Origin of the sequence: Planktothrix sp. FACHB-1355 (assembly GCF_014748295.1) — a bacterium.
Classification (GTDB): Bacteria; Cyanobacteriota; Cyanobacteriia; order Cyanobacteriales; family Aerosakkonemataceae; genus Aerosakkonema; species Aerosakkonema funiforme_A.
Map to the genome: position 1 here is coordinate 1 of NZ_JACJUP010001183.1, position 2,091 is coordinate 2,091.

The following is a 2,091-nucleotide window of genomic DNA, read 5'->3' on the forward strand; positions in this document are numbered from 1 at the left end:
CATGATGATTTCCCTGTAACTTACTTGAATGGTTGTTTGGCTTGAAATTACTAGATTTGAAAAGATGCCTATGATGAGATTGGCAGTCGGATGCAGAACTCGGTACCGCGACCAATAGTTGACTCAACTTCGATACTTCCCTGATGTTTTTCGACGACAATCTGACGGGCAATAGCTAACCCTAGGTTTGGATAATCAGAGGTGAGTTGAGATTTTTGCCAATGGTGTACTGATTGTGAAACAACAACAGTTCGCTAAAGGTGGGATAGGGATTTTTCAGCAGTTTGATAACCACTGGTAGTGAGTCCCTTTCTCTGACTGCGCGATAAACCAGTGTTCGGGAGCCATTATAGAGCTGTTCTCTGATGCTATATCCGGGAATACTGACAAGAGTGCTAACCATAATTGCGCTCATCCTCCTAATTTTTAAATTTGGTCTTTCCAGATTTCTGAAGTTTTCTTTAAATTCTATCAAAAATTTACACGGGGATTTCAATTATAAATTCAGTACCCTCTCCGGGTGTGGAAATACAACTTAACTTACCTCGATGTTTTTCTACCACAATCGAATAGCTAGTTGACAGTCCCAAGCCAGTACCGCTACCTACTGGTTTAGTCGTAAAAAATGGATTAAATATATGATTTTGCACCGACTTACTCATGCCTATACCGTTATCTATAATGCGAATAATGATAGTTTTTTCTTCAGTTAATTCCGTCCGAATTATAATAGTCGGTTGGCAATTTTCCTTTGATGTATCCAATGCGTCAATGGCATTGTTGATGATATTCATAAATACTTGATTCAGAGCCGAAGCATAACAACTAACTAAAGGTAATAATCCATATTTTTTGCTGACTGTAATTTCGGGACGTTTATTATTACTTTGAAATCGATGCTGCAAAATTAACAACGTACTTTCCAGACCAGAGTGAATGTCTACTTCTTTTATTTCTGATTCATCCAAACGGGAAAAATTTCGCAGTGACAGCACTATTTGACGAATTCTTTCTACTCCAAAATTCATAGAAGATAGGATATTTGGTAAATCTTCCAATAAAAAGCTCAAGTCGATATCGGCTTTTTTTTGAGCAATTTCTGGAAATGGATCGGGATAAAGCTGCTGATATAAATCATTCAATTCAATTAAGGATTTAACATATTCTTTGGCGGGTTGTAAGTTGCCATAGATAAAATTAATTGGATTGTTAATTTCATGAGCAATTCCAGCCACTAACTGTCCTAAACTAGACATTTTCTCAGCTTGAATGAGTTGGGCTTGCGTTGAGTAAAGTTGAGCGAGTGTTGATTCTAACTGAGTAGCTTTTGCTGTTAATTCCTGGGTGCGTTCTGCTACTTTTTGTTCGAGAGTGTGAGAATAATCCTCTAATCGATCGTAAAGTTTGGCATTCTCTAGAGAAATTGCAGCTTGAGTGCAGAGTAAGTTGAGTAGTTCGATGCGATCGCTTGTAAATGCTCCCACTGTCAAATTATTTTCTAAGTACAAAATGGCAATCAATTTGCCTTGGTTGAGAATTGGCGCGCAGAAAATAGTCTTGGGTGTATGGTGCAGAATATAAGGATCGGCAAGCAAAGTTGGCTCGACTGCGGCATTTTCCACAACAGCCGCAACCAGAGTATTTTTAACTCGATTAATTAAGCTAACAGAGACTATTTCCTCACAGGGCAGAGATTGTAAAATTATCGCAGGTTGTTGCAGTTGGGATAATGCCTCAATTACCCAACAGTCACCTTTTGGTATGAGTAAAGCACATTTATTGGCTCCAGCGCTTTCCAGGATTACTTTCAGTAAAGTTGAGAGTAATTTCTCTAACTCAATTTCGCGGGAAAGCGATTGAAAAGCTTTGAGAATAGTTGCCAAATCGAGAGCTTCGGAAACGCTAGGATGACTGCGGTTAGAACCTTGAACTGTGTGATAAGAGCTAGAAATGATTGTTTCTATTGGTTTGAAATTCGGTTGTTGTTTGTGCAGAATTGCTAGAAGTAATTGGGGATAGCGGCTTTCTAAATCGATAACTTTGGCTTTGGCACCCCACCGCGCATAACAGTAATAAGCCTCCATCATGTAG

At 38.8% G+C, this 2,091-nt stretch carries 3 protein-coding genes; all 3 read right to left on the reverse strand.

Going from position 1 to position 2,091, the window contains the following annotated elements; all coding sequences use genetic code 11:
• Window positions 1-68 precede the first annotated feature (68 nt).
• Window positions 69-173: a hypothetical protein gene (locus H6S82_RS34440; RefSeq protein WP_190475686.1), complete on the reverse strand. Its 105-nt coding sequence runs from the start codon at window positions 171-173 to the stop codon at window positions 69-71.
• An 8-nt stretch (window positions 174-181) separates the two neighbouring features.
• A complete protein-coding gene (locus tag H6S82_RS30500; RefSeq protein ID WP_199315653.1) occupies window positions 182-403 on the reverse strand; it encodes a hypothetical protein in 222 nt (73 codons plus the stop codon).
• A 76-nt stretch (window positions 404-479) separates the two neighbouring features.
• Window positions 480-2,091 (reverse strand): ATP-binding protein (locus H6S82_RS30505; protein ID WP_191057273.1); only part of this gene is annotated, 1,612 nt, incomplete at its 5' end.